Annotated in this window: 24 protein-coding genes and 1 pseudogene; 15 read left to right on the forward strand and 10 right to left on the reverse strand. The window is 59.8% G+C overall.

The genetic code is table 11. From position 1 onward, the window contains the following. Positions 1–45: 45 nt before the first annotated feature. Positions 46–3,438 carry a YhdP family protein gene (locus BSG20_RS14460; RefSeq protein ID WP_072376142.1) on the reverse strand — a complete coding sequence of 1,131 codons (3,393 nt, stop codon included), beginning with the start codon at positions 3,436–3,438 and terminating at the stop codon, positions 46–48. A gap of 119 nt (positions 3,439–3,557) precedes the next feature. On the opposite strand from BSG20_RS14460, the gene BSG20_RS14465 reads away from it, so the two are divergent. From BSG20_RS14465 to BSG20_RS14485, 5 genes are all read left to right on the forward strand, one after another. After that, complete coding sequence (locus BSG20_RS14465; RefSeq protein WP_072376140.1) at positions 3,558–4,031, forward strand: peroxiredoxin; 474 nt, start codon at positions 3,558–3,560, stop codon at positions 4,029–4,031. Continuing rightward, complete coding sequence (locus BSG20_RS14470; RefSeq protein WP_072376138.1) at positions 4,028–4,855, forward strand: ferritin-like domain-containing protein; 828 nt, start codon at positions 4,028–4,030, stop codon at positions 4,853–4,855. Before BSG20_RS14465 ends, BSG20_RS14470 begins: the two co-directional genes overlap by 4 nt. 97 nt (positions 4,856–4,952) lie before the next feature. Continuing rightward, on the forward strand, positions 4,953–6,251 hold the full coding sequence (locus BSG20_RS14475) for a M23 family metallopeptidase (RefSeq protein ID WP_072376136.1): 1,299 nt from the start codon (positions 4,953–4,955) through the stop codon (positions 6,249–6,251). A gap of 157 nt (positions 6,252–6,408) precedes the next feature. Further along, a complete protein-coding gene (locus tag BSG20_RS14480) occupies positions 6,409–7,896 on the forward strand; it encodes a DEAD/DEAH box helicase (protein ID WP_072376134.1) in 1,488 nt (495 codons plus the stop codon). A 6-nt stretch (positions 7,897–7,902) separates the two neighbouring features. Further along, entirely contained in the window at positions 7,903–8,325 is a 423-nt protein-coding gene (locus tag BSG20_RS14485) for an NUDIX domain-containing protein (RefSeq protein WP_072376132.1), read from the forward strand. Positions 8,326–8,328: 3 nt separating this feature from the next. Here the strand turns inward: BSG20_RS14485 and BSG20_RS14490 are convergent, their stop codons facing one another. From BSG20_RS14490 to BSG20_RS14520, 7 genes and pseudogenes are all read right to left on the reverse strand, one after another. Beyond that, positions 8,329–8,646 carry a TfoX/Sxy family protein gene (locus BSG20_RS14490; protein WP_024312723.1) on the reverse strand — a complete coding sequence of 106 codons (318 nt, stop codon included), beginning with the start codon at positions 8,644–8,646 and terminating at the stop codon, positions 8,329–8,331. 5 nt (positions 8,647–8,651) lie between these two features. Next, positions 8,652–10,287 (reverse strand): annotated as a pseudogene (locus tag BSG20_RS14495) (NTP transferase domain-containing protein). Continuing rightward, a complete protein-coding gene (locus BSG20_RS14500; protein ID WP_072376130.1) occupies positions 10,284–10,988 on the reverse strand; it encodes an XdhC family protein in 705 nt (234 codons plus the stop codon). Before BSG20_RS14500 ends, BSG20_RS14495 begins: the two are co-directional and overlap by 4 nt. Then, complete coding sequence (locus BSG20_RS14505) at positions 10,988–11,317, reverse strand: XdhC family protein (protein WP_072376128.1); 330 nt, start codon at positions 11,315–11,317, stop codon at positions 10,988–10,990. The genes BSG20_RS14500 and BSG20_RS14505 overlap by 1 nt, the downstream gene beginning before the upstream one ends. After that, positions 11,314–12,576: a vWA domain-containing protein gene (locus BSG20_RS14510; RefSeq protein ID WP_072376126.1), complete on the reverse strand. Its 1,263-nt coding sequence runs from the start codon at positions 12,574–12,576 to the stop codon at positions 11,314–11,316. Before BSG20_RS14510 ends, BSG20_RS14505 begins: the two co-directional genes overlap by 4 nt. A gap of 3 nt (positions 12,577–12,579) precedes the next feature. Next, positions 12,580–13,509, reverse strand: a complete 930-nt coding sequence (locus BSG20_RS14515; protein ID WP_072376124.1) for an AAA family ATPase — start codon at positions 13,507–13,509, stop codon at positions 12,580–12,582. A gap of 22 nt (positions 13,510–13,531) precedes the next feature. Beyond that, complete coding sequence (locus BSG20_RS14520) at positions 13,532–14,026, reverse strand: flavin reductase (protein ID WP_072376122.1); 495 nt, start codon at positions 14,024–14,026, stop codon at positions 13,532–13,534. Positions 14,027–14,196: 170 nt separating this feature from the next. Between BSG20_RS14520 and BSG20_RS14525 the strand changes: the two genes are divergently transcribed. From BSG20_RS14525 to purB, 4 genes are all read left to right on the forward strand, one after another. After that, complete coding sequence (locus BSG20_RS14525; protein WP_072376395.1) at positions 14,197–15,279, forward strand: branched-chain amino acid ABC transporter substrate-binding protein; 1,083 nt, start codon at positions 14,197–14,199, stop codon at positions 15,277–15,279. A 39-nt stretch (positions 15,280–15,318) separates the two neighbouring features. After that, positions 15,319–15,999, forward strand: coding sequence for a ribulose-phosphate 3-epimerase (gene rpe, locus BSG20_RS14530; protein WP_024312731.1), 681 nt, complete (start codon positions 15,319–15,321; stop codon positions 15,997–15,999). A 16-nt stretch (positions 16,000–16,015) separates the two neighbouring features. Then, positions 16,016–16,507, forward strand: a complete 492-nt coding sequence (locus BSG20_RS14535; protein WP_072376120.1) for a hypothetical protein — start codon at positions 16,016–16,018, stop codon at positions 16,505–16,507. Between the two features lie 63 nt (positions 16,508–16,570). Further along, positions 16,571–17,878, forward strand: a complete 1,308-nt coding sequence (gene purB, locus BSG20_RS14540; RefSeq protein WP_072376118.1) for an adenylosuccinate lyase — start codon at positions 16,571–16,573, stop codon at positions 17,876–17,878. Between the two features lie 6 nt (positions 17,879–17,884). Here purB and BSG20_RS14545 read toward each other — a convergent pair whose 3' ends face one another. Together BSG20_RS14545 and BSG20_RS14550 are read right to left on the reverse strand one after the other, a co-directional pair. Beyond that, entirely contained in the window at positions 17,885–18,373 is a 489-nt protein-coding gene (locus tag BSG20_RS14545) for a low affinity iron permease family protein (protein WP_072376116.1), read from the reverse strand. A 70-nt stretch (positions 18,374–18,443) separates the two neighbouring features. Beyond that, positions 18,444–19,247 (reverse strand): DUF2189 domain-containing protein, encoded by an 804-nt coding sequence (locus BSG20_RS14550; RefSeq protein WP_072376114.1) that lies wholly within the window; start codon positions 19,245–19,247, stop codon positions 18,444–18,446. 157 nt (positions 19,248–19,404) lie between these two features. Between BSG20_RS14550 and BSG20_RS14555 the strand changes: the two genes are divergently transcribed. From BSG20_RS14555 to purQ, 6 genes are all read left to right on the forward strand, one after another. Beyond that, positions 19,405–19,959 carry an RBBP9/YdeN family alpha/beta hydrolase gene (locus BSG20_RS14555; protein ID WP_072376112.1) on the forward strand — a complete coding sequence of 185 codons (555 nt, stop codon included), beginning with the start codon at positions 19,405–19,407 and terminating at the stop codon, positions 19,957–19,959. 468 nt (positions 19,960–20,427) lie between these two features. Next, a complete protein-coding gene (locus tag BSG20_RS14560; protein ID WP_072376110.1) occupies positions 20,428–22,722 on the forward strand; it encodes a putative bifunctional diguanylate cyclase/phosphodiesterase in 2,295 nt (764 codons plus the stop codon). 230 nt (positions 22,723–22,952) lie between these two features. Then, a complete protein-coding gene (gene purC / locus BSG20_RS14565; protein WP_007532892.1) occupies positions 22,953–23,717 on the forward strand; it encodes a phosphoribosylaminoimidazolesuccinocarboxamide synthase in 765 nt (254 codons plus the stop codon). 33 nt (positions 23,718–23,750) lie between these two features. Next, complete coding sequence (gene purS / locus BSG20_RS14570) at positions 23,751–23,993, forward strand: phosphoribosylformylglycinamidine synthase subunit PurS (RefSeq protein WP_007789552.1); 243 nt, start codon at positions 23,751–23,753, stop codon at positions 23,991–23,993. 21 nt (positions 23,994–24,014) lie between these two features. After that, the gene (locus BSG20_RS14575) at positions 24,015–24,260 is read left to right on the forward strand and encodes a hypothetical protein (protein ID WP_072376108.1); all 246 of its coding nucleotides are present in this window, start codon (positions 24,015–24,017) and stop codon (positions 24,258–24,260) included. An 8-nt stretch (positions 24,261–24,268) separates the two neighbouring features. Beyond that, on the forward strand, positions 24,269–24,940 hold the full coding sequence (purQ, locus tag BSG20_RS14580) for a phosphoribosylformylglycinamidine synthase subunit PurQ (protein ID WP_024312740.1): 672 nt from the start codon (positions 24,269–24,271) through the stop codon (positions 24,938–24,940). Positions 24,941–24,963 lie beyond the last annotated feature (23 nt).

Genomic DNA, 24,963 nt, shown 5'->3' on the forward strand with positions numbered 1-24,963 from the left:
CAACGTCAGAAAAGGAAAGCCGGCCTCGCGCCGGCTTTTTCGTGCCTATTGGAATTCGAAGATGTTTCGGAAGACGCCGGGCGCGATGATCGACAACGGATTGATGATCATATCGGGCGATTCCAATTTCCCTGTCAGCTTGAACGTGATGCCGATCAGGCCGCGGTCCGTGCCATTGCCGAGGATGATGCCGATCAGAGGCAATTCGGCGAAGAGCCGGTTCAGCCCATAGGCGGGCATGAAAGTGCCTGTCATGTCCATCATTCCGCGCTGGTCGCGCACCATGCCTTGGAACACCGCGCCGACCTGGTCGCCACGCACGACGCCGTTCTCAATGCTGATCACGCCGTTCTTCGAAACGATCCGGGCAAAGCCGCGCTGGAAGCGCTGTGCAGAGGTGTCGATGTTCCGCTTCACCGCCGAATTCAGGCTCCGTTGCTCCTGACCGACCGGCGTCGAAACGATCGAGTGCAGGCGCTGCTCATTGACGAGAGAGAAGCGCCTGATGTCGATCGACCCGTCCCAGCTGTCGCCCGCGCCGAGGCGGATCTGCAGATTGAGCAAGCCGCCCATCATGTGCTGATAGAGATCGGCGAAACGCGAGACGGAGCCCGCATCCCCGCTCGTGATATTGATGACGCCATTGCCCTTCGTCCGGGCGACGAACGCCTCGCCGCTGTCGGTGACACCGGTGAAATTCAGTGACTGCAGCCTGCCATCCGCCGAAACATAAAGCATGTCTACATTCCGCACCTTCTCATCGTTGAAGCCGACGATGCGACCAAGCTTGGCCCGTATGGATACGCTACCGCTCTGGTCGTCGTCGCTTTCGCCATTGCTGCCGGCCTTCAATCTGGAGATGATCGGACGGGCATCAGCACTATTGCCTGATACGGAGACATCAAGCCCTCCCTTGTTGCGCTTCACCGAAACGGAAAAATCGTCAAGAGAAGATAGTTTGACGCTGTCGAGATCCGCCTTCACCAGGTTGCCCTTGCCGATGACGAGAGAGCCGTTCGCGCCGAATCCGTCGCCCTTCAGGACGAAGTTCTTCAACTGCGTATTGTCGGCCGGGCCGGACGCTTCGAACGTAGCCGTGGCGCCGATACCGCTTCCCTTAGACCATCCGATCCATGGCAGCGATAGGCGGGCCCGTCCAAGGTCGATCGTGACCCCTTGCCGGTCCTGATCGATGCGATTGAGTTCAACGTCGATGCTCCCATCGATGATGTTGTTGAGGCCGGGTAGCAGCTTTTCCCGCTGATCGTTGTTGAGCGTAGCGGTAATGTTTTGCTGCGGCCGAACGCCCGAAGATTTATCTGTTGGCTCGACAAGCTCGATACCGGCGGGAATGCCGTCGATCAGCCCTTTTCCGTCGAGGCTCACCTGCTTCGGATCAGCGTTCAGCACGCCATCGAGGCCCGTGATTTTACGGCCCGAAATCGGCTTGGCGATATCGAGATCCTGAAGCTGCAGCACCGCCTTCCATTCGGCCGGCGGAGGGTTTTGCGAGGAGATCAGCCCCAGGCGTGCCTGCACGTTCGCCGACACCTTGCCCGTGAGATCCTCAGGCACGAGGCCCGCACGCTGCAATACCTGGATGGGCTTGTAAGTCAACAACTCGCCGACCGCGTCCGCCGCGCCGGAAATGGGAAGATTGAGTTCGGCCATGAGCGGCTTGTCGTAGGTCGACGGAAGGAGAAACGTACCCTCGCCGACGTTTACCGATCGTCCCGACGGGAAGAACGCCGTCCCGCTCTTGATCGAGATCGTCGCGCGCGGACCGCTCAAATCAAAATGCGCATTCGTATCGCGGATCGGCGGGATGTCGCCGACCACGTTCATCCGCGTACCAGCGATGTCGAACGCAATGCGGATCTGGTTCTCGTCGAGTTTCAGCCCCTTTCCGACCGCCTCGTCCAAGCGTCCGAACGGAATGAAGACGGAGATTGAAGCGTCGCTGACGGTGCCCCCGAAGAGGTTGCGTTCAACCCACTCTCGGCCCTTCGACGCCATCCAGAACGGCCATAATTGCTTGACTGCCGTTGTCTGCAGCTGCGGCGACTGACCGGCAAAACTGATCTCCGGTGAGACGTCTCCGAAGCGGACATGCAAGGAGCCGAAGAGGCCGCCGGCCGGGCTCGAAACCCGCATATTCTCGAATTGCAGTTCGCGGCTGGCAACGAGGTACCGACCGGTCGCCTGGATATCGAAGGCAAGGGGTTGCTCTCCGGATCCAGTTGGCGCCGCCGTGCCACCACTCACAAGCAGATCGATACCGAAGCCCTTTCCTGCGGAGGCATCGATCTTGTCCAGATCGATAAGGGCACCGGTGAGCGGTACCGACGTCGCGCCGAACTGAACGCGTGACTTGGCGATCTCGAGCGTTTGCTTGGAGAAATCATAGGCAAGGTTGATGCTGCCGCCGCTCAACTCCTGCTGGTCGCCGTCCATATAAAAGTGCCCTGGCTTCAGCTCGATCGAGGCATCGAGCGCAGGCGAAGCTTGATCGCCGGTACGAACGGCAGAGATCGCCAAGTCTCCAGAGCCATCGATGCCTTGCCGGATTTGACCTTCGACGTTTCGCTTGAGCGTGAACGGCCCCAGATCGACGCCAGCCAGCTGCCCTGTCAACTTCGAAGTATGCCCGCTGGCCATTTCAGTGACGACGCTGAGTGTTGCCGGTTTGCCGTTGATCGCGACCTCGCCATCCAACGCCAGCGCGCCCTGGCGTGTCCTCGAGAAGGCCAGGCTGTCGATTACGATCGAGAGTGGACCGTTTGCCGTATCGGCCAGCTTGATGTCGATGCCCGAGAGCTTGACCGACCGGGTTCCGCTACGCTCCACGAAGCTGTCGATCATGTCGAGTTGAGCAAACGCCGCTTCCAGCGCGTCCGGGATCTCGTCGATCCTGACATCATCGAGCTTGAGCGGTTTTCCTGACGGCAGTAACGCTGTATCGAGCGCGATATCTTCCGCCTCGATCTGCGCAATCGCTATTCGACCGCGGAAGAGTTGCAGCGGGTCGAGTGCCATGCGCATAGCATGCGTCGTCGACAGGTGCTGGCCGCTCTTTTCGTCGATCATGTTGACATCTCGCGCCTCGAGCGCAAGGCGCAGGTTCGATGTAAAGCGGATGACCGTCGAGCCGACCTCGGCCCGATAGCGCGGCCCGATAGCGGAGTTGAGGGCAGCCTGCGCCTGCCGCGAAAGCGGCGCGTCGAATATGCCACTTTCCACCGTGAAGACAATCGCCGCGAGCACGAACAGAATAACGGCAACGCAGCCGCCCGTGGCGCCAGCAGTTCTGCGCATGCGCGAACGCGTTGGTGGGCAGCTGACGATGATGGGATCTTCGGCCTGCGCCGAGGGAAGCTCATGCAGTGCGACGATATCTTTCTTGCGGAATGTAATTTTCTCGCCGCGGATCGCCGACATGCGTCTCGCCTAACTCTTTAATTTGTGGTCTGGACCAGACTGGCTGGACGATCGTTCGTCCAATATATATCTGGCAAATCACCTGTTATCCATAAACTCGGCAAAAGAAAGGTTTCTCCATGGCGGATATCAGCATCGGCACTTCGGCGCCCGACTTTGATCTCCCGCGTGATGGCGGAGGCCGCGTCTCGCTTGGTCATTTCCGCGGCAAACCGCTGGTACTTTTCTTCTATCCCAAGGATGACACGACGGGGTGCACGGCGGAATCGCTCGCCTTCACGGCGCTTGCTGGCGAATTTGAGAAAGCTGGCGCCGGCGTTATCGGAATGTCTCCCGATTCCGTGAAGTGCCATGACCGATTCATCAAGAAGCACGACCTTGCGGTCATCTTGGCGTCTGATGAAGAGAAGACGACGCTGGAAGCCTATGGTGTGTGGAAGCAGAAGACCATGTATGGACGCAATTTCATGGGTGTGGAGCGCACGACTTTCCTCATTCGCGAGGATGGGACGATCGGAACGATCTGGCAGAAGGTGAAAGTGGCAGGCCACGCTGAAATCGTCCTTGCCGCTGTGCAGAACCTGACGCGATGACGTCTCGGTCCAGCGTCACATCCCTGCGCGGCGGAGCGATCGACGCCATCCGCACAACCGATATCGATGAGAAGACCACGCTTGCCCAGGAGACTGCTAAACGTTGGTTCCGTCGCACGCTGTCACTGCGTTCGCCGCTTGATGCGCCGCTGCCCGAGAGGCCGGGCCGTCCGGATAAGCCAGAGCTGATCGCGCCGACGCAGGTCGAAAAGCGTTCCTTGCATACGGTCAAGGGGCGCATCGCGCTGCTGCATGCCATCGCCCATATCGAACTCAACGCTGTCGACTTAGCGCTTGATATCGTTGCCCGATTCGCCACCGAGCCAGTGCCGAACTCCTTCTTCGACGGGTGGATGCAGGTAGCCTTCGAGGAGGCGAAACATTTCCGCATGGTGCGCGCCCGCCTGAGAGACCTCGACGCAGACTATGGTGACCTGCCCGCGCACGACGGCCTGTGGCAGGCGGCGCACTCGACGAGAAATAACCTGACGGCGCGGCTTGCGGTCGTCCCGCTCATCCTTGAGGCCCGCGGGCTCGACGTCACGCCGTCGCTGCAGGCCAAAATGCGCGAATCCGGCGATCTGGAGAGCGCAGCCGTCCTTGATGTCATTTACAACGACGAGAAAGGTCACGTTGCGATCGGCGCCAAATGGTTCCGCTTCCTCTGCTCCAGGGAAAAACGGGATCCTGCACGGACATTCCACGAATTGGTGCGCGCCAATTTCCGCGGTCCGTTGAAGCCTCCCTTCAACGACATCGCGCGGGCCGAAGCGGGCCTGACGCCGTCCTTCTACCGGTCGCTGATATCGACGAGCAACGCCTGATCCGATAGCGACAGCCATGCTGACCTAAGTAAATATTAACCATAATGGTGCGTAATCGTGGCAATTGGGGCATCGGCCGTCAATTGGGAGATTTTCCGTGACGCATGCACAGCATAGCCGCGTATTCGGTCAGCGAAAACAAGAGCATATACTGATCTTAGCGAGCGGCGACCGGATCCGTCACCTGACTGTCAAGCCGTGGATGGCAGCACTCGGTTTCTGTTTCGTCGGCGTCTTTGCGATCGGCTATCTGCTAGCGACGTCCTATCTAGTGCTGCGTGACGACCTGATCGGCGCGGCGATGGCCAGACAGGCGCGCATGCAGCATGACTATGAAGACCGCATCGCCGCTTTGCGCGCCCAGGTGGACCGCGTTACGTCGCGTCAATTGCTCGATCAGCAAGTTGTCGAAGACAAGGTCGACAAGCTGATGGAGCAGCAACTGGCGCTTACCTCGCGCCACGGTAAGCTGGGCTCGCTTCTCGATCGCGCCGAGAATTCTGGACTGGGCGGCAAGGAGACGACACCGGTGCAGTCCTACGCTCCCGAATCAAAAGACAAGCATGCCTCGCTTTCCGGTGCAGTTCAGGCAATCGAAGATCAGCTCGCGGGGGCTGACGCACCGGAAGACGTGGCCTCCGACGACGCTACCCTCGCTGACGTGCCAGCACATGAAACGGTTGGCGACCGCGCCGACCGTGTTTTCTCCAAGGTGACGCTGTCGTTGAAGGACATCGAGCAGAAGCAGCGCAATCGCATCGCGCAATTGACAAGCGACGCGGGCGGAACCGCCAATGCCATATCGAAGGTCCTGACACGTTTCCGCATTTCGGTGCCGGCCGAGCGCGTGAAGGAGGATGACAGCGCAGTCGGTGGACCGTATGTCGAGCCTGAAAGCGCGGATGATTTCGATACCTCGCTTTCGCAGCTTGACGATGCCCTCACCCGCCTGGAGGCGGTGCGGAGCACGGCGGAATCGTTGCCGTTCCAGAACCCGGCCATTGGCAAGGAGATCACCAGCTCGTTCGGGAACAGGCGCGATCCGTTCCTCGGGCGCCTGGCACTGCACTCCGGCATCGATTTCCGTTTTGCGCCCGGCGAGAAGGTTCGCCCGACAGCGCCCGGCAAGGTGATCGCGGCAGGCTGGACAGGTGGCTACGGCAACATGGTCGAGGTGGATCATGGCAACGGTATTTCTACGCGCTACGGCCATATGTCGGAAATTCTCGTGACGGTCGGCGACAAGGTAGACCGCACTGACGTGATTGGCCTTGCGGGCAGCACGGGCCGATCCACCGGTACGCATTTACACTACGAGGTCCGCCAGGATGGTCGTGCCGTTGACCCCATTTATTTCATGAACGCGGGCTTGAAGCTTGCCAGTTACATGAAGTAACTACGGGTACTAACCACCTCTTTACCTCTGCACTGGTCGCAAAGCCTGTATTCCTTGACTTAAGGACAGTTTCGGCTTATGTCGCGCTGCATTGCGGCATGCAATCACGCCGACTCAATCAGAGTACGGCCGAACCGGAACGGAAACAGTTTTCCCTTTGACGACATTTGCTGATCTTGGCTTGAGCCAAAAAGTGCTTTCCGCTGTCACCGACGCGGGCTACACGGTGCCAACCCCTATCCAGGCTGGCGCCATTCCCTTTGCGCTGGAACGCCGCGATATTTGTGGCATTGCGCAAACGGGAACGGGCAAGACGGCGTCCTTCGTCTTGCCGATGCTGTCGCTGCTAGAAAAGGGCCGTGCCCGCGCCCGCATGCCGCGCACGCTGATCCTCGAGCCGACCCGCGAGTTGGCTGCGCAGGTCGCGGAGAATTTCGAAAAGTACGGCAAAAATCACCGGTTGAATGTCGCGCTGCTAATCGGCGGCGTCTCCTTCGAAGATCAGGATCGCAAGCTTGAGCGCGGTGCCGATGTTCTGATCTGCACGCCCGGCCGCCTGCTCGACCACTTCGAGCGCGGCAAGCTCTTGATGAGCGGCGTTGAGATTCTCGTCATCGACGAAGCCGACCGCATGCTCGACATGGGTTTCATTCCCGATATCGAGCGTATCGCCAAGCTCATTCCGTTCACCCGCCAGACGCTGTTCTTCTCGGCAACCATGCCGCCTGAGATTCAGAAGCTCGCCGATCGCTTCCTGCAGAATCCGGAACGCATCGAAGTCGCCAAGCCGGCATCGACGGCAAAGACGGTAACGCAACGCTTCGTCGCCTCGCATGGCAAGGATTACGAGAAGCGCGCCGTTTTGCGCGACCTCGTCAAAGCGCAGACCGATCTCAAGAACGCGATCATCTTCTGCAACCGCAAGAAGGACGTTTCCGAGCTCTTCCGTTCTCTGGACCGTCACGGCTTTTCTGCCGGCGCTCTGCACGGTGACATGGATCAGCGCTCGCGCATGGCCATGCTGCAGAACTTCAAGGATGGCAACCTCCAGCTTCTCGTGGCTTCCGATGTCGCCGCCCGCGGTCTCGACATTCCTGACGTCAGCCACGTATTCAACTTCGATGTTCCGATCCATTCGGAGGATTATGTGCATCGCATTGGCCGCACCGGCCGCGCAGGCCGTTCCGGCGCTGCATTCACCATCGTCACCCGCCACGACCAGAAACATGCCGACGCGATCGAAAAGCTGATCGGCGAAAAAGTTGAGTGGTTGAGCGGCGACCTTTCCGCCTTGCCCCCTCCCGAACCCAGCCGCGACGACAATCGCTCGCGCCGCAAGGGTCGAGACAAGGACCGTGGTCGCGCCAAGGGCCGTGGAGGTCATAAATCTGATATCGCCGTCGCAGATAATGACGTCGAGACGATGGAAACAGCAGCACCAGCAAAGGTCGAAAGCGTGAAGCAAGAGCGCAAAGCAGAACAACACAAGCCGCAACACAACACGCGCGCCGCTCGTCCTTACCCGGCAAACGATGACAATCGCGATCGCCGCCGGTACCGGGACCACGACGACGGCCCGACGCCTGTCGGCTTTGGCGATGAGATTCCAGCCTTCATGCTGATCACGGCCAACGCCAAGATCTGACGAACCATGGGTACGCCGGGCATCGATTTTCCGGGCCTTGGCGTTGGCCTGGTGATTTTGCGTGACCGCAAGATCCTGCTCTACAAGCGCATGCGCGCCCCTGAGGCCGGCCACTGGAGTATTGTGGGCGGCAAGGTGGATCATATGGAGCCAGCCGATCAGGCGGCGCGACGCGAAGCGGAAGAGGAAACCGGCCTATCGATCGGCCGCGTCAGTCTTCTCGGCCCTGCCGAACTTATCAGCAAGGCGGACGAACAGCACTGGATCTCCCTGCTCTATATAGCGTCCGAGTTTGACGGCGAACCGAAGCTCACCGAGCCGGACAAACTCTCGGACTTCGGCTGGTTCAGCCGTTGCGAACTCCCGCAGCCGCTTTCCGCCTTTGCGGCGGCAGCGATGGAGCGGCTGAAGGCCGACGAACTGCTCTAAGGATCATTCCGCCCGGAGCGCGGCCTCGTAGGCAAGCCGCACCCATCGTGCCATGACATCAGGGTCATCATAGGCATCGTCCGGGATCGACCAGTACGGCATCTTCACTGGACTTCCCTTCTTGCCTTCATAGGTCCATTGTGTCGCCCCAGCCGCGGCGAATTCGGATGCACTCCGCTCGTCGGCCTTCAGCAACATCTCGCCGCGCACTTCGACCGCCACGATCCGGCCCATGTGGTAAATGCCCTTGCCACCAAACATGCGCTTGATGGTGACGGGACCAAGGCCCTGAAACATTTCTTCGATCGCCGCCGCATCCATTGCCCTTATCCCTTCAAAATGCCGCCTGCCGCGATGACGGCCTCCGGCGTATCCACGTCCAAATGTGCGGAATCGCCAATATCGATGTCTACCACAGGCACGCCCGATGTCTCGATGATATGCCGCGCCCCGACGTCACCCTCCAGCCTCATAACCTCATCAAACAGCGATTTCGGCATGATCACGGGATTGCCGCGCTTGCCGCGCGACACGGCACGGATGATCGACTGGCCGTTGGATCGCCGGAACGCTGCGATCAGTCGATCGAGATCGCCGCTGGAAACGCCCGGCATATCGGCCAACATGACCAGAATACCATCCGCATCCCGCGCTTGCTCGACGGAAAATCCTGTCGAGAGCGACGAGGCAATGCCCGAGGCGTAGTCAGGATTGTGAACGGTCATTGCATTCAGCCCGGACAGCGCCGCTTCGATGTCGTTTTTGCGATGCCCCGTCACGACGACGACCGACGACGACCGACTACCGATCGCCGTCATCACCGATCGCCGGACGAGCGGCACACCGTCAAACTCCGCGAGCAGCTTATGTGGACCGCGCTTGCCCATCCGTCTGGCTTTGCCGGCGGCAAGAACGACGGTCAAGACGTTATCCGCGGGGGCCAATCGCGGCTCCGGTTCGCGAAGGCTTGGCCGCGCTTGGATTTCCATCAGAAGACCTCCGACACCCATGCCGCTGATCTCGAGTGCACTTGGCTCTTCACCCACCAGGATCCGATCGAGCACCCAGTCGAAGCCATTCTCCTTGGGGCTGCGCGCACATCCCGGCGCCCCAATCACCGGGATATTGCCGATGCGGCCGAGAACGAGCAAGTTACCGGGATCGACAGGCATGCCGACCTGCACGACCTCGCCCCCAGCCTGCCGAATGGCCTCGGGAATCACGTCCTCCGCATCGATCACGGCAGACGCACCGAAAAGGATAATCATTTTCGGTGCTACGTCGGGCTGCCGCGATGCGTCTCTGAGCGCCTCTGCAACCGGCTCCGCACGGTGAGCGACCCTTGCCTCCCTGACGAGTTGGCTACCGGATACGATGAGCCGGCGAGAAAGAACGCGCGCCGTCTTGTCCGTCACCGCAGGCTTCAGAGACGGCAGCTGCGTCGCAATCAATGACACTGACCTGCCGGCGAAAGGTTTCACCTCGAAAGCGGACGTCGCCCGCAGCACTTCGCATGCCCTGTCCAGTTTCTCGCCCGAAACCGCGAGTGGAATGATCTTGAATGTTGCGACCATGTCGCCGTTCCGGACAGGCACATGGTCGTTGAGGCAGGCGAGCGTTATGCCGGGATCGACCCTGTTCAGGCGATCGACGACACTTCGGCTTGCGACGAACAGCCCGTCGACCGTGGAATATACATTCACGCGCCCCGTGGACGCTTCCGAGAAGCGCAGGTGGTCGGGAGCGACGGCCTTGCGCAAGCCGTCCCGCCGCGTCATCTTCACCCACGTCCCCCGCCTCGATGCGCGCTGCAATGACATGCTCTATACCCTCGCCGCGCAGTCTGACGATGTCACCCGCGTCGATCCTGTGCCCTTTGGGCAGGCTGCCGCCTGCAAGCTTCACCGCATGCGCGAGGACCACGCCTTCGGCGACGTCGATGGAAAACGACCCGAACTTCATTTCTTGTCACCGGTGGGTGATATCTCGCGGGTCCGCAGGGTCTGGACGATCTCCGCGAGAATGGCGACCGCGATTTCTGCCGGGCTCGCCGCACCGATATTGAGGCCGATGGGTGCACTGATCCTGGCGAGCGCGGCATCGTCCACACCGTCGGCGCGCAACCGCTCCAGGCGCGTCGCGTGCGTCTTGCGGCTGCCGAGTGCACCGACGTAGAAACAACCGATCCGCAACGCTTCCGTGATCGGGAAATCGTCGATCTTCGGGTCATGCGTAACCGCGACGAGCGCCGTATAGGCATCCAGCGGACGATCATTGAGCACGTCCACCGGCCACTCCGCCGTCAGATCGATGCCGAGGAATCGCTCTGGCGTGGCGAAAGCCGTGCGCGGATCGATGATGCGGACATCGAAGCCCGCAAGAGATGCCATCTGCGCCAGGACTTGGCTGATGTGAACGGCACCGACGATCACGATATGGGCCGGCGGCAGATGCACGTTCAGAAAGTACCGATGCCCATCGACCTCGATCGACGTCGATTTGCCCGAGCGAAAAGCAGCTTCAACGGCAGGCACCAACCACGGCTGCACGGAATCTCCCTCGATGACGACGCTATCGCTGCCGTTCTCAAGATCGGTCAGCAATATGGCTCCCCTGCGAGCCCGGCGAGCATCATTGAGCCGCGCAAGATTTGCGGCATCCATCAATCGAGCCTTTCGACATAGACGCGAATGCGGCCACCACAGGAAAGGCCGACGCGCCATGCGGTTTCATCCGCAACGCCGAACTCGAGCATCTTCGCCTGGCCGTCGGCGATCACGTCCAGAGCCTCGGCTATAACGGCACCTTCGACGCACCCTCCGGAGACGGACCCTTCGAAATTGCCATCACGATCGATCACCAGATGGCTCCCTGCCGGTCGCGGCGCCGAGCCCCACGTCTCGATCACCGTAGCGATGGCAACGTCTCGCCCGCCTTTCCGCCAGGCTTCTGCCGTCATCAACGGATCAAGGTCAAAAAATGTCCCTGTCATGCGATGCCTTTCAATGTTCCGAGGTACCGGCGCGGGTCGTATGTGGTCGACCTGGTTGCGCCGAGTGCTTCTGCGAGATCGCTCAAGGATGATAGATTGTGAACCGGTCGGAATTCGTCAACGTGCGGCAGCATTGTGCGCACACCACGTGCTCGCGGCTCGAAGCCATCGAAGCGCAGCAGCGGATTGAGCCAGATCAGTCGCCGGCATGAGCGGTGCAGGCGGTCCATCTCGGCCGCGAGCAGCTCCGTGTCCTCGCGTTCCAGGCCGTCGGTGATAAGCAGCACCACCGCGCCCTGACCCAGCACGCGCCGGGCCCACAGGCGATTGAATTCCTTTAGCGTTTCACCGATCCGCGTTCCTCCCGACCAATCCTTTACCGCCGCGGCGCATTCATCCATCGCCTCGTCCGGGTCCTTGTGGCGCATCTGCCTGGTGACATTCGTGAGGCGCGTCCCGAATAGGAAGGTATGCACCCGCCGGCGCTTCTCGGTCAGCACATGCAGAAAATGCAGAAAGATGCGCGTGTACTGGCTCATCGAGCCGGAGATATCGGCGAGAACCACCAAGGGCGGCTGGACCTCGCGGATCTCCCGGTACCGCGGAAGAATGAGTCCCGCCCCGTTGCGCAATGCCGCCCGCATGGTGGCGCGCGGATCGACGTGCGAATGAACATGCGACGGCCGGAAGCGCCGAGTGCGCACCTTGTCCAGTGGCAACTGCAGTTTCGCGAGTGCCCTCTTGGCGACCGCAATCTCCATCGCTGACATTTGCGCAAAGTCCATCCGCCGGAAGACCTCGTTGCCCGACATGGTGAGGCGCGCATCGATCTCGATGTCGGGTTCATCCCGCAGCGGCTTGCTGTCCTTTTGTTCGCCAAGCAAGGCGTCCGCGGCGCGGCTCTCGCCCGGCTTCGCTTTCTCCCTTTCGCGCGTGTCCGGCGCCCGTGGTGACATCAACGCGATCATCTTCTCGACAAGGTCGCGCGAGCGCCAGAAGAGACGGAACGCCTCGTCGAAGACCGGCTTGTCCTCATGTCGCTTGACGAAGACGGACGAGAGTGCGGCGTGAAATTCTTCGCGCGATCCCATGCCGATTGCCGCGACCGCCTCGATGGCATCAACGATCGCCGTGGGCCCGATCTTCATACCGGCCTTTCGCAGTGCTCTGGCAAAGAAGACGATATTGTCTGCAAATCGACCGGCGCCGACCGGAGGTGGCGGAACGACGATCCCATCTTGTCCGCTTGTCGGGTCCATGCGCTATCCTGCCGCTTGCAGCTCGCTCTTGACGTCTTCCAGCACCTTCGCACCGTCGCTGCCTTGAATGCGCGCAATATCGTCCTGGTATTTCAGCAGCGTTCCGATCGTATCGGAGATCGTTTCCGGATCGAGTGCCAGCCGGTCGAGCTCCGTCAGTGCGGTCGCCCAATCGATCGTCTCGGCAACGCCCGGGTTCTTGAAAAGATCCAGTGTGCGAAGCTGCTGCACATAGGCGACGATCTGTGCGGACAGCGCCGCATTGCAGCCCGGTACCTTGCGGCGAATGATTTCGAGCTCTTGCAGAACATCGGGATAATCGACCCAATGGTAGAGGCAGCGCCGTTTCAGCGCGTCGTGGACTTCGCGCGTTCGGTTTGTGGTGATGATGACGATTGGTGGTTCGGCGGCCCGGATGGTGCCGAGCTCGGGGATCGTCACCTGAAAGTCGGAAAGAACCTCCAAAAGGAAGGCCTCGAATGCCTCGTCGGTACGATCTAGCTCATCGATGAGGAAGACCGGTGCGCGACCATCTGCACTGGACAGAGCCTGCAGCACCGGTCGGCGGATGAGGTAGCGCTCCGAGAAGATGTCCGACTCTATTCTGTCCCGGTCGGTAAGTCCGGACGCTTCCGCGAGGCGGATTTCCAGCATCTGCGCCGGATAGTTCCATTCGTAGACGGCCGAGGCGATATCCAGCCCTTCGTAGCATTGCAGGCGGATCAGCGGCCGCCCCAGAGCTTTTGATAGGACCTTGGCGATCTCTGTCTTCCCGACACCAGCCTCCCCTTCCAGGAAGAGAGGACGCTTCATCTTCAGGGCAAGAAACAGCACCGTGCCAAGCGCCCGCCCCGCCAGATAGTCCTGATCGCCCAACATCGCGATCGTCTCGTCGATCGACGACGGCAGTGGCGGATGCGCTTGATCCGGCATGTCTTCTCCCTTTTTCAGGAAGTTATAGCGTGTGATAGTCCCGGTTCATATAGAGAAGCGCGGGCTTGGCCTCGTTGTAGCGGACCGCCACGACCTCACCGAAAATGATGTGGTGCGTCGACATTTCTTTGATTTCGCTCACGCGGCAATCGAAGGAGGCAAGCGCGTCGTGAAGAATGGGTGCACCGGTGACGAGCTTGTCGAACCGGCCCGTCGCGAAACGTTCGTCGTTGCTGAGCTGGGTGCGGCCAGAAAACGCATCGGCAAGTGCCTGATGGTGCGCACCCAGCGTATTCAAAGCAAAGATACCGCTCCGGAAGAAGATGTCGTTCTTCGGATTGCTGTTGTTCAGGCACACCAGAACGGTCGCAGGGTCATCAGATACGGAGCAAGCGGCAGTGATCGTCACGCCACGGCGCTCCTTGCCGATTGCCGTCGTCACGAGCTGCACATGGCCTCCGAAGCGGCTCATCGCATTTCGGTAGAGGCGCGGATCGATCGGTTGCTTGCTCAACAAAGGCATTCTCCATCCGGCGTCACCGGCTTGCTGTTTCCTGTAATATGAAGGTGATCGGTTACCTTTTCTACAAAAGCCAGGCGAAAAGCTTCCCGATTGTGCGTTTTTCTTTGACGATCGATACCGGACGGATAAAAGAGCAGGACAAAGGACAGGGACCTGCAGCTTTTATGAATACTTTGCGTGGCCTAGCACTTCTGCCGATGCTGCTCCTTGCGGCCGTAGAATGCCATGCCGCGGGTCTGATAATCGGTGTCGTAGCGCCACAGAGTGGCAACCTCGCGCCACTTGGTGCGCAGATCATCGCCGGTGCCACTGCCAAGGTCCAGCAGGATGGTAGCACGATCGTCACGGTCGGAGAGACTTGCGAGGAAAACAGCGGTGCGGCAATCGCTGACGCGTTAATCAATGCCAAGGTCCAGGTGGCCGTCGGTTTTCTCTGCAGCGAGACGCTCGACGGCGCGCTGCCGAAGCTGAAGGACGCAAATATCCCGGCGATCACCGTCTCTGTGCGTTCACGCATTCTCATGGAAGACGCGCTGAAAAATGGCTGGCCGCTCTACCGAATGGCGCCGGCCGATGGCGCCGAAGCGGAAAAGATCATCGAGGCGATCGTGGGCGAGTGGGCAGCCGCGCCGATTGCGCTGATCGAGGATGGCACTATCCATGGTCGGGAGCTTACGGAAGCGATCCGAAACGCACTCGAGGAAAAAGGCCTCAAGCCCGTCTTCACCGACACGTATCGACCGGGCCAGGAGCAGCAAGTCGCTCTCGTGCGACGGTTGAGGAAAGCCGGGGCAACAAAAGTCTTCGTCGGTGGAGATCGTAGCGACGTTGCCGTCATCGCACGCGACGCCGCAGCGGAAAAGATTCACCTCGATATTCTCGGCGGCGACGCCATGCGCGCCGCCGACCAACCGGTGGGGCTTGCGGATGGCGTTCTCGCCGTTGCCCTTCCCGACTACGCCGCGCGCCCTGAGGCGAAGCCTGTGGTCGACGCGTTCCGTGCGAGCGGCGTCGAGCCCGAGGGTTATGTGCTGCCCGCCTATGCGGCGGTGGAAATCGCGACGAAGGCTGCCCAGGATGGTGCTGCCGATGACCGGCCGATCGCGCAGCACATCGGCGGGACCTCTTTTGAGACGGTCATCGGCAAAATTGCTTTCAACGCCGGCCATGAACTGGCCGATAACCCCTACCGGATGCTGCAGTGGCATGCCGGTTCGTTCGTACCGCCAAGCGCAGAGATCGAATAGTATCTGACACCGCGGCATGAATTTTACGGAGAGACCTCAATGACTACGCCCATTCGCATCGCGCCATCCGTCCTTGCGGCCGACTTCGCCAAACTGGGCCAGGAAGTGCGCGACGTAACGGCGGCCGGCGCCGATTGGATCCACCTCGACGTCATGGACGGTCACTTCGTTCCCAACATTTCCTTCGGTCCTGACGTCATCAAGTCGTTGCGTTCCTACACGGATGCGGTTTTCGATTGCCATCTGATGATTGCGCCGGTCGATCCGTATCTTGAGGCCTTCGCGAAGGCGGGCTGCGACCGCATTACCGTCCATGCGGAAGCCGGGCCGCATCTCCACCGTTCGCTTCAGACTGTGCGCGGGCTCGGCAAGAAGGTCGGCGTCACGATCAATCCTGCCACGTCGCTTTCGGCGATCGAAAACGTGCTCGATGACATCGACCTGATCCTCATCATGTCGGTGAACCCCGGCTTCGGCGGGCAGAAATTCATTCCAGCGATGGCGGACAAGATCGCCGCAGCGCGGTCACTTATCGGTGACAGGCCGATCGACCTTGAAGTTGACGGTGGAGTGACGGTCGAAACCGCACCGATCATCGGCAAATCAGGCGGCAATGTTCTCGTTGCCGGTTCGGCGATTTTCAAGGGCGGCTCGCTCGAGGCTTACAAGACTGCGATCAGCGCCCTACGCAGCGCCGCCGAAGGCAAATCCAAGTCATGACGAAAGAAGGTCGTCCTTGATCTCCGAGCGGCTCAAGGCGGCCCGCCCGCCCCTCTCCGATCTTTTCGCGGGGGCCATCCTCTGGGGCATCCAGATGCTGGCGTCGGCAATGGCCGCTCTCTATCTCAGAAACGGGATGGAGACCGCGCATGTCCGTGACCTCGCAATGCTCTATTTTGCGGGCGGTTTGCTGGCATGGCCGTTCATGTTGCCTTTGGGTCGGTTCTTTGCGCATCAACAATCCCTGGCGACACGGTTTGCAGCATTCTTCGTTGCACTTGCCGCCGGGACCATCCTAATGACGGCCTTTCTCTTCGCCATGGACTACCGGGTCTTCTACTCCGCGTGGCACGCCTCTTTTGGATCCCTCACATGGGTGTTCCAATTCGTCTTTACCGGAGCCAGCGCAGTCTATCAGTTCGCCGTGCTGGGAATTCGCCTGTTTCTTCCACTCGGCCTTCTCTGCCTTTTCGGTACGAGTATAGCGCTTGCCAAACGCATGCGTTGAGATTGCCGCCTGTCTTTGCTACAGGGGCGCCAGCATTTCTTTTATGAACGAAAGCAGGAAGCCATGATCCCGCGCTACTCCCGGCCAGAGATGGTCGCCATCTGGTCGCCCGAGACCAAATTCCGCATCTGGTTCGAGATCGAGGCTCACGCCTGCGATGCGCTCGCCGAACTGGGCGTCATCCCGAAATCCGCTGCAAAGACAATTTGGGAGCGAGGCGGCGCTGCGACGTTCGACGTTGCGCGAATCGATGAAATCGAGTCCGTCACCAAGCACGATGTCATTGCCTTCCTGACGCACCTTTCCGAAATCGTCGGCCCGGATGCCCGTTTCGTGCACCAGGGCATGACCTCTTCGGACGTTCTCGATACCACGCTGAACATCCAGCTTGTCCGCGCAGCCGACATTCTGCTCGCCGATATGGATCGCCTGCTTGCGGCACTGAAGGCACGTGCCTTCGAACACAAGGACACGATCCGCATCGGCCGCAGCCACGGCATTCATGCCGAGCCGACGACGATGGGACTGACGCTGGCGCGCTTCTACGCCGAGATGAGCCGCAACCGCGCGCGCCTCGTGGCTGCGCGTGTCGAGATCGCCACCGGTGCGGTTTCAGGCGCCGTCGGCACCTTTGCCAATATCGACCCTCACGTCGAGGAACACGTCTGCGCCAAGCTCGGCCTGGTCCCGGAGCCTGTCTCGACGCAGGTCATTCCGCGTGACCGTCACGCGATGTTCTTCGCAACGCTCGGCGTTATCGGGTCTTCCATCGAAAACGTCGCGATCGAGATCCGCCATATGCAGCGCACGGAAGTGCTGGAAGCCGAGGAATACTTCTCGCCCGGCCAGAAGGGTTCTTCTGCGATGCCGCACAAGCGCAATCCGGTTTTGACTGAGAACCTGACGGGACTTGCCCGCCTGGTTCGTATGTCGGTGGTTCCGGCTATGGAGAATGTCGCCCTGTGGCATGAGCGCGACATTAGCCATTCGAGCGTCGAGCGCGGCATCGGGCCCGACACAACGATCACCCTCGACTTCGCCCTCAACAGGCTGGCTGGCGTCATCGAGAAGCTCGTCGTCTATCCCGACAACATGATGAAAAATCTCGACAAGTTCCGTGGCCTCGTGCATTCGCAGCGCGTGCTTCTGGCGCTGACGCAGGCAGGCGTTTCGCGCGAGGATGCCTACCGGCTCGTCCAGCGCAACGCCATGAAGGTGTGGGAACAGGGCAAGGATTTCCTGGAGGAACTGCTTGCCGACGCGGAGGTGCGTGCTGCGCTATCCGAAGAAGAAATCCGCGAGAAGTTCGATCTCGGCTACCATACCAAACACGTGGATACCATTTTCCGGCGCGTCTTCGGCGCTGCCTGAGTTTGACTACCGGGACGGCGTCTTCGAGGGCGCCGTTTTCCGTTTCGGCTTCCGGGGCTTTGCCGATGTCCGTTTTTCGTTCGCCTCATGACTGGAACTTGTCGCCTTCGGCGTTCCGTTCGTCCGCCCCTCGCGCACTCCCTTTGCCGCCTTGGCGACAAGGCGATCCAGGTGCTTCAGGTCTTCGTCATCGAGGTGCTCGATCCCGATGAACCTGTTCTCGGCGTGGCTCGTCAGAATAATTTCGTCGAGCTTCGCCTGAACAGCGCGAGCATCCCTCGTCTGTGCGTTCTGCAACACGAACACCATCAGGAACGTGATGATGGTCGTTCCTGTGTTGATGACCAGCTGCCAAGTCTCCGAGAAGTCAAAGAGCGGGCCCGTCGCTGCCCAGACAGCGACAAGGACGACGGCAAGCACGAACGTCACGGGTCGCCCTGCCCATTCAGACGTCTTGCTGGCAAAGCGGGTAAACAGATGTTGCGGCGTAGCCATATAAAACTCCCTCGGGTATTCGCCTCAGCGAAACTCCGAGGGAGGTGGTCCAGTTCCAGTCCTGTAGCCGTCAGACGACCGGTGGTGCCACGAGCTTCCTGTAGAGATGCCAGCTGGCGTGGCCGAGCACCGGCATGACCAGGGCAAGCCCGACAAACAGCGGGATCGTGCCAACGATGAGGCTCACAGCGATGACGAGACCCCAGCAGAAGACCGGCACCGGGTTGGCGACGGTCGCCCTGACCGATGTTTCCATCGCGCAAACGAGACCGACGTCCCGATCCAGCAGCAAGGGAAAGGTCACGACGGTCGTGGCCAGAACGATGATGGCAAAGCCCAGACCGAGCAGATGTCCCCATATGATCAGCTGGATTCCCTCAGGCGTGCCGAAGATCTCCGAGAAGAATAAGGAGATCGAGCGCGGGAAAACGTCGCCGAAGACGTTCGAATAGAGCGTCTGCGCAGCGACGAGCCAGACGACGAAGAAGCCGAACAGCAGCAAGCCGCCGGCAATGATCGACGGGAACGCCGGCGATCTTGTTACGTCGAGCGCATGTCTCCACGAGGTGTCCAGGCCGGCTTCCCGCCTGCGGCTGATCTCATAGAGCCCGATCGCGGCGATGGGACCGATCAGCGCAAAGCCTGATATCAGCGGGAAAATCATCGGCAGGAGGTTGGCACTTGATGTTGCTAGCGCAAGAAAAATGCCGGCAATCGGATACATCAGGCACAGAAATACATAGTGGGATGGTTTTTCTCGAAAATCGTCGAGCCCGCGCCGTAGCGCATCAAAGACATCCGCAACGCTGATCTTGTTGACGACCGGACGTGTGTAGACATCGCCTGCACCCGACATAACATGGAATGCCGTCATGGCTTTCTCCTCCTCAGCCAAGATAGCCGGCAGCGAAAGGATCGGCGATAACGCCGATACGAGACGCAACCGGCACTGCTGAAAACATAACAAATTTCGGCGGCCTTGTCCCACCCTCCCTTGACATCGCCGCCAAGCTTTCTCAAATCCGCGCATCATGAAAGCTTCAGACGCCGAAATTCTGATTATCCCCGGTTATACAAATTCCGGTCCCGACCACTGGCAAAGCCGCTGGGAGGCCAAGCTCAGCACGGCTCGTCGTGTCGAACAGGCTGAATGGTCGAAGCCGGTCCGCGACGATTGGGTGAGCCGCATTGCCGAGGAAGTGAATGCCGCGACGCGACCGGTGGTATTGGTTGCGCATTCGCTCGGCATTCCCTCCGCCATCCACGCAATTCCCCATTTTCGCAACAAGGTGGCCGGGGCATTCTTCGTCGCACCGCCGGATGTTGCCAATCCGGCAATACGACCGAAGCACCTGATGACATTCGGCCCGTACCCGCGCGACCCACTTCCGTTTCCCACCATTACAATCGCCAGCCGCAATGATCCCTTCGGCAGCTACGAACACGCCGATGACATCGCGGCAAGCTGGGGATCGCTCCTCATCGATGCGGGGCAAGCCGGGCACATCAACAGCGAGTCGGGCCACGGGCCATGGCCGGAAGGAACCATGGTGTTCGCGCAGTTCCTGAGCCGCTTGAAGCCGTAACGCCCTTCGTAGAGCTGCATCGATGCGAGCGGCAAATTCGCGATGCCTCAGCGCTTCAAGATCATCTCTCGGCGGCTCGTGCAACGAAGGGGCGAGATTACGACCCATAAGCGACTATAGCGAGGCCACGCGGCGTGGAGACGCACAGGCGGTTTGCGGCTGATCTGGCGGCTAGTCGCCCTCTCCGCGAATGAAGAGAACGCCCGCCAGGCCCACGAGAACGATGCATTGCAGGATGAACATCGGCCATTCTGGAGACATGTCATTCCCTCCCCGATCGGGGCGATATAGGGTGCTGCCAGGCAAGTGTATGCACATTATGGAATAACTTGCTCGCCTCCAGGCGTATGCATCCATTACGGCGAGGCTAAGTATCTGTTTTTGCATTATTATTATTTTGACGACATTAAGGGCTGTTTAATTCAATGAATGCAAAATATATACACGCTAAAAGAGCGAGTATGCAGATTGAAGCAAACGACTCCCGACAAACGGGTCAAATCGAAGGCTACGCTTGACGCCGCGGCGTTTGACGGCGACACGGCCCCGCAGCACAGTGTTGAACTCTCGGAACGCGAGAGCCGCTGGAACTACGCCCTTGTCGGATCGGGCCTCGGCGTCTGGGACCACAATCTTCGTCTTGGCAAACGCTATTACTCCGACACGTGGAAAATCATGCGCGGCATGGCGCCCGATGAGGATGCCGACGGTGACTATGACACGTGGATCGAACTCATCCACCCGGACGATCGGGACTTCGTCGTCAAGGCCATAGAACGGCAGAACGCCGGCGATCCGGACTATCAGATTTTCGAGTATCGGGAGCGCCACAGAGACGGCCACTGGATCTGGATCGAGTGCCGAGGCGCGTGCGTGGAATGGGACGAAAACGGCGCCCCTGCCCGGCTCGTCGGCACCGACAACGATATCACCGCACGCAAGGAGGCCGAGGAGCGGCTTGCGCATCTGTCGCGACGCCTGGATCTCGCGCTCGATATCTCTGATATCGGCGTCTTCGAGGCAGATATCGAAAACGGCACCGTCGATTGGGACGATCGCCTTTTGGCAATCTACGGCATTACCAACACGTCTCCGGTCAGCACCGGCAACGCCTGGGAGGCATCGCTGCATCCCGATGACAGGGATCGCGTGCTGGCGACCATCAATGAGAGCGTCGCTAACAACACCGATTTCCAACACGAATTCCGCATCATCAGGCAGGACGGGATCGAACGTGTCATCCGCGCAAAAGCAGCTTTCTTTCTTGACAGTGACGGGCGCCGCAAGCTGATTGGCGCAAATTGGGATGTGACCGCCGAAGTGAGGCTCAATACCGAGTTGCAGCGCGCCAAGGATCTCGCGGAAGCCCGCAACAGGGAACTCGAAAGCGCCAAGGAGAACATCGAGCACCTGGCGCTGCACGATTATCTCACCGGCCTGCCAAACCGGCGATACCTCGACCGCATGCTGGATGAGCATTCCGCCGAATGTCGCCGCACAGGGCTGACGCTCGCGATCCTCCACATCGATCTCGACCGCTTCAAGCAGATCAACGATACGCTCGGCCACCGCGCCGGCGACGCAATGCTGAAGCATGCAGCACAGGTGCTGACGGGGAGTGTCCGTTCGACCGATTTCGTCGCCCGCATTGGTGGCGATGAATTCGTGGTCATCTGCACACTCGATGTCACGCCGAAGAAGATCTCCAATCTGGCGGAGCGCATCATCCGCGAGCTCTGCAAGCCCATTCGCTACGAGGGCCACGATTGCCGTTTTGGCGCCAGCATCGGCATTGCGACTGAAAGCGGTCCGGCGCTTGATGCCAAGCAGCTTCTGCTCAATGCTGACATCGCGCTCTATCGCGCGAAAAGCGGCGGACGCAACCGGCACGAATTCTTCTCGACCGACGAGCGGCACCGCATCATCGCCAGCAAGCGGCTGGCGGACGAAATCCTCCTCGGTCTCGAGCGGGGGGAATTTGTCCCGCTCTACCAGTTGCAGTTCCATGCCCGAACGCTCGATGTCGCCGGCGTCGAGACGCTGGCTCGCTGGCAGCACCGGGAACATGGTTTGCTGGCTCCTGATCGTTTCCTGACGATCGCTGAGGATCTGGATGTGGTCTCCACCATCGACGGGCTGATCCTCGAGCAAGCGCTCGCGGACCGGCGCCGATGGGAGGACGAGGGTCTACTCATCCCGAAGATTGCGGTCAACGTGTCGTCGCGTCGTCTCGGTGATCCAAACCTTGCGAAGAAGCTTCGCGGCTTGAAGATCGAACCTCGCACAATCTCGTTCGAGCTGCTTGAATCGATTTCACTCGACGATTGCGATGATGCCGTGATCGCCAATCTCCGGCATTTGCGCCGCCTCGGCATCGACATAGAGATCGATGACTTCGGCACGGGCCATGCATCCATTGTCAGTCTTTTGAAGCTCAGTCCGAAGACCTTGAAGATCGACCGCGAGTTGATCCGCATGCTGCCACATTCCGCCGAGCAGCGGAAACTGGTCCGCTCGATCATCGATATCGGCCGTTCGCTGAATATCCTCGTCACCGCCGAGGGCGTCGAAACGATGGACCACGTCCGCATTCTCTGTGATCTCGGTTGCGATATGCTGCAGGGCTACGCGCTCGCCCGCCCGATGCCCGCACTGCAGATCCCGCCTTTCGTGCGCGCCGCGTCCTGGCGCGGCGTCGAGGGCCTGGCGCGTGGTTTGCAGCACGATTTGCGTAAGTCGGCCAGCGGCTCGGGCGCAAGATAAAGGCTTGCATGACTGCCCTGACGCGGCCGCTTCACATTCCGTTGGCCGCGAAAAACCTGTAAACTGCCTTACAGAAGGTCTTCGATTCTCTTAGCGGCCTCCGGAAGCGCCGGAATCCGGGGAAGGAGTGACAGGCGGATTGTGAAACCCTCGCTTTTCCTTTAAGGGGACGCCACGAGATCGATCCACTCGCGCTATCCCAAGAGCGCCAACGATAGAGAACAATTGCAATGAACCGTCGCCGCCGTATCTACGAGGGCAAGGCAAAGATTCTGTATGAGGGCCCGGAACCGGGCACGCTGATCCAGTTCTTTAAAGATGATGCCACCGCCTTCAACAAGAAGAAGCACGAAGTCATCGATGGCAAAGGCGTTCTGAATAACCGTATTTCGGAATACATCTTCAGCCATCTAAATAAGATCGGCATTCCGACGCATTTCATCCGCCGCCTCAACATGCGCGAGCAGTTGATCCGCGAAGTGGAAATGATCCCGCTCGAGATCGTTGTTCGTAACGTTGCCGCCGGCTCGTTGTCGAAGCGCCTGGGTATCGAGGAAGGCGTGGTGCTGCCGCGCTCGATCATCGAGTTCTACTACAAGTCGGACGCGCTCGACGATCCGATGGTCTCTGAAGAGCACATCACGGCTTTCGGCTGGGCAAACCCCGCCGAACTCGATGACATCATGGCGCTCGCCATTCGCGTCAACGATTTCATGACCGGCCTTTTCCTAGGTGTCGGCATCCAGCTTGTCGACTTCAAGATCGAATGCGGCCGCCTCTATGAAGGCGACATGATGCGCATCATCCTCGCCGATGAGATTTCGCCGGACTCCTGCCGTCTGTGGGATATCGACACCCGCGAGAAGATGGACAAGGACCGCTTCCGCCGCGACATGGGCGGCCTTCTCGAAGCCTATTCGGAAGTTGCGCGTCGTCTCGGCATCATCAACGAGAACGAGCCTGTGCGCGGCACCGGTCCGGTACTCGTGAAGTAAGACATTCAGGCCAAGCAAGACAGGGAAGATAAAGTGATCAAGGCTCGTGTAACCGTCACGCTGAAAAACGGCGTTCTCGATCCGCAGGGCAAGGCAATCGAGGGCGCCCTCGGCGCGCTTGGGTTCGATGGTGTCGGGCATGTCCGTCAGGGCAAGGTTTTCGACGTCGAACTCGAAGGCGCTGACAAGGCGAAAGCGGAGAGCGACCTCAAGGCGATGTGCGAGAAACTCCTCGCAAATACGGTGATCGAGAACTATAATATTTCCGTCGACTAATCTGGTCGAGGAGCGCACTCGATGGCTGAATTGACGCAAGAGCTCATGCTTGAGTTGTTGACGAAAATGCACGAACACATCGATACGCTGGATGCGTCGCTTGAAGAGATCCGGAGCGAAATGCACTGCATGAGCGACACGATGACATCGATGCAGCAGGAAATACATAGTATTTACGGTGTCCTCGGTCGGCACGAAGGCCGGCTGGAACGTATTGAAAAGCGTCTCGTACTTAGAGAACTTGCAGAAGCACAAACAAGGTTTTAGCCGCAGTCATGAAATCAGCCGTCGTTCAACTTCCGGGCCTCAATCGCGATCGCGACATGATCGCTGCACTGACGAAAATCTCCGGTCGCGCACCGGTGACGATCTGGCAAACCGAGACGGATATTCCTGACGTCGACCTTATCGTCATCCCTGGCGGCTTTTCCTATGGCGACTACCTTCGTTGTGGCGCCATCGCGGCGCGCATGCCGGTCATGCAGGCAATCGTCGAAAAGGCGAACAAGGGCGTCAAGGTTCTTGGCGTGTGCAACGGCTTCCAGATCCTCCTCGAGGCAGGTCTGCTACCCGGTGCACTGATGCGCAATGCCTCGCTTAAGTTCGTCTGCCGTGAGATCAAGCTCGAAGTCGCAAACGCCGACACCGATTTCACCCGTGCCTATTCCGAGGGGCAGATCATTCGCTGCCCGGTTGCCCATCACGATGGCAACTATTTTGCCGACGCAGAGACGCTGGCGACGATCGAGGGCAACGGTCAGGTCGTTTTCCGCTATGCGGAAGGCACCAATCCGAACGGCTCGATGAACGATATTGCCGCCGTCATGAACGACAAGGGCAACATCCTCGGCATGATGCCGCACCCCGAAAACCTCATCGAAGCGGCGCATGGCGGTTCCGACGGCCGCGCTCTGTTCGCTTCGGCCCTCGAGGTAATCGCTGCTTAACCTTCGGCAGGTAAGAGGCCATT

The sequence above is a fragment of the Rhizobium tibeticum genome (assembly GCF_900110205.1).
Classification (GTDB): Bacteria; Pseudomonadota; Alphaproteobacteria; order Rhizobiales; family Rhizobiaceae; genus Rhizobium; species Rhizobium tibeticum.